At 71.6% G+C, this 2,446-nt stretch carries 2 protein-coding genes; one reads left to right on the forward strand and one right to left on the reverse strand.

The features are described 5' to 3' along the window. Positions 1-1,341 (forward strand): family 20 glycosylhydrolase (locus ACOV8S_RS19600; RefSeq protein ID WP_448319089.1); only part of this gene is annotated, 1,341 nt, incomplete at its 5' end. 80 nt (positions 1,342-1,421) lie between these two features. Here ACOV8S_RS19600 and ACOV8S_RS19605 read toward each other — a convergent pair. Then, a partial coding sequence (locus tag ACOV8S_RS19605; protein ID WP_448319090.1) for an ABC transporter substrate-binding protein occupies positions 1,422-2,446 on the reverse strand: 1,025 nt, incomplete at its 5' end.

The following is a 2,446-nucleotide window of genomic DNA, read 5'->3' on the forward strand; positions in this document are numbered from 1 at the left end:
GACGGTCCCTGGGGGGAGGAGGGCTACCGGCTCACCAGTGGCCCCTCGGGGGTGACGGTGACGGCCGGGCGGCCCGCCGGGCTGTTCCACGGCGTGCAGACCCTGCGTCAGCTCCTGCCGCCCGAGGTGGAGGCCGGCCGGGTGCGGCCCGGGCCCTGGCAGGTGCCCGGCGGCGTGGTCGAGGACCGCCCGCGCTACGCCTACCGCGGGGTGCACCTGGACGTGGCGCGGCACTTCTTCACCGTCGAGCAGGTCAAACGGTTCATCGACCGGATCGCGCTGTACAAGGTCAACACGCTGCACCTGCACCTCACCGACGACCAGGGGTGGCGGCTGGCGATCGACTCCTGGCCCCAGCTCACCGCCGTCGGCGGGGCCACGGAGGTCGGCGGCACGCCCGGCGGGTACTACACGAAGGACCAGTACCGGGAGATCGTCGCGTACGCGGCCTCCCGCTACCTGGAGGTCGTCCCGGAGATCGACCTGCCGGGCCACACCAACGCCGCGCTCACCTCCTACGCGGAGCTCAACTGCGACGGCGTCGCGCCGCCCGCGTACACCGGGATCAAGGTGGGCTTCTCCTCGCTGTGTGTCGGCAAGGAGGTCACCTACGACTTCGTGGAGGACGTGATCCGCGAGGTGGCCGAGCTCACCCCGGGCCGGTACCTCCACATCGGCGGTGACGAGGCGCACTCCACCCCGCACGAGGACTACGTCGCCTTCATGACGAGGGTGCAGCCCCTGGTCGCCGAGTACGGCAAGACGGTGATCGGCTGGCACCAGCTCACCGCGGCGGAACCGGCGCCGGGCGCGCTGGCGCAGTACTGGGGCTACGACGCCACCGAGGAGGAGGAGCGGGCCCGGGTGGCGGAGGCGGCCCGCGGCGGCACCGGGATCGTCCTGTCGCCGGCCGACCGGGCGTACCTGGACATGAAGTACACCGCCGAGACGCCGCTCGGACTCGACTGGGCCGGGCTGGTGGAGGTCCGGCGGTCCTACGACTGGGACCCGGCCACCTACCTCGCGTCCTCCGGCGTACCGGAGGACGCGGTGCGGGGCGTCGAGGCGCCGCTGTGGACGGAGACGCTGAGCACCCCGGCGGAGCTGGAGTTCATGGCGTTCCCCCGGCTGCCGGGGATCGCCGAACTGGGCTGGTCGCCGGCGGACACCCACGACTGGGAGGCCTACCGGGTGCGGCTGGCCGCCCAGGCGCCGCGGTGGGACGCGATGGGGCTGGAGTACCACCGCTCCCCGGAGGTGCCGTGGCCGTCCTCAGGCGCCGGGGAGCCCGGGGAGCCCGGGGAGTCCGAGGAGGCCGAGGGGGTCGCGGCTGCGGGATGACCTGTCCGTCGGCGGACGTGCGGGAGCCCTCGGAGGACCGTCTCCGGGGGCTCCCGCGGCTGCCGGGGGGGAGGCAGCGGTCAGGCCACCTTCTTGGCGTTCTCGATGGCCTCGGCAAGGTTGTTCAGCAGCGGAGTGCACTTGTCGTAGGACAGGATCGGCTCCGGCGAACGGGCGATGACCTGGCCGGCCTTGACGGCGGGCAGCTTCTTCCAGGTCGCCTCGGTGATGTCGGCCGGCTGGATGGCCTGGGCCCGGTCGTCCATGATGATCACGTCGGCCTTGTACTTGTCGACGTTCTCCCAGCTCAGGCTCTCGAACCAGCCGCCGCTCTCCTTGATCGCCTTCGCGTCCGGCTCGACGATGTTCACACCGAGGGCCTTGTAGTACTCGAGGTCGATCGAGAGGTTGTGGGTGGAGACGTAGAAGAGGTCGGGGGAGGCGGAACCGGCGAGGACGCGGATCTCCGGGCGGGCCTTCGCGGCGGCCTTCAGGCGCGCGGCGGCCTCCTCGAACTTCTTCTTCGCCTCGACGACCTTGGCGGCCTTCATGTCCGCGCCCAGCGACTCGGCCAGCGCGGCCATGCGCTCCAGGGACTTGGTCATCTGCACGTCGAAGACGGAGACGCCCACGCTCGGGGCGAACTTGGCGATCTGGTCCTTGGACTCCTCCGGCACGTACCAGAGGGTGCCCGCGCCGTCGAACATAGTGGAGACCAGGAGGTCGGGCTTGAGGGCGGCGTACTTCTCGACGCCGAACTCGCCCCAGACGTTGCCGATGACCTTCACCTTGGAGACGTCCATGTCGCCGGCCTGGACGTCCGGCTTGCCGTCCTTGGTGGTGGTCGGACCGAAGACGCCCTTGACCTGGACGCCGTAGTCGTACAGCGCGGCGCCCACGCCGGTGAAGGCCACGATGTTCTGCGGCGCCTTGTCCAGCTTCACCGTGGTGCCGCGGTCGTCCGTGAAGGACCACGGGCCGGAGGCGGCCTCGCCCTTGTCCGCGCTGCCCTTCGCCGGCTCGTCGTCACCGCACGCGGCGAGGACGGCCCCGAGACCGAGGGCGCCGCCGGCTGCCAGGATGCCGCGGCGGGTGGGGTGGGAGG

The organism is Streptomyces sp. CO7, from assembly GCF_053474865.1.